The organism is Methylobacterium sp. WL103, from assembly GCF_008039885.1.
Lineage (GTDB): Bacteria > Pseudomonadota > Alphaproteobacteria > Rhizobiales > Beijerinckiaceae > Methylobacterium > Methylobacterium cerastii.
Window position 1 is genome coordinate 1 of record NZ_VRUX01001212.1, and the last position, 573, is coordinate 573.

Below are 573 nucleotides of genomic sequence, written 5' to 3' on the forward strand. Positions count from 1 at the left end.
GCAGGGCCGCGCCCGGCGACACCCGCCGGCCGAGCGGCAGCAGGTCGGCCTCGTCGCCGCCGGTGCCGTGCAGGAGGAGCAAGGGGCGAACGGACGCGTCGCCCGGCTCGAAACGGTGGACGAAGCCGAGATCGGTGGTGGTCATGACGGACTCCCAGGAAGCGGGCAGGGCAATCCCGCCCCGTAGGCGCGGGGCGGGAAGGCGGGTCAGGCGAGGTCGGGCGAGGCGAGGTCGGGCAAGGCGAGGTCGGGCAAGGCGGCCGCGATCCGCGCCCGGTGCGGTTCGAGGCCGGCCGGCAGCTTCAAGGCGCAGCCGAGGGTGGCGAGCGGCTCGTCGACGGCGAAGCCCGGCGCATCGGTCGCGATCTCGAACAGCACGCCGCCGGGCTCGCGGAAGTAGACCGAGCGGAAGTACTGGCGGTCGCGCTGCTCAGTGACCGCGAGGCCGTGGTCGGCGGAGAGCCGCGCCACCATCGCCGCCTGGGCCGCGTCGTCGGCGGCCCGGAAGGCGATGTGGTGCACCGACCCGGCGCCCTGTCGCCCGCGGGCGACCGCGCCGGCCGCCTCGAGGGT

General features: G+C 76.3%; 1 protein-coding gene and 1 pseudogene. Both read right to left on the reverse strand.

Annotated elements, in window-relative coordinates; genetic code table 11:
* Nucleotides 1-145, reverse strand: a pseudogene (locus tag FV222_RS31730) (alpha/beta hydrolase); the annotation flags it as partial.
* A gap of 62 nt (nucleotides 146-207) precedes the next feature.
* The coding region (locus FV222_RS28680) for a VOC family protein (RefSeq protein ID WP_187277539.1) at nucleotides 208-573 on the reverse strand (366 nt) is incomplete at its 5' end.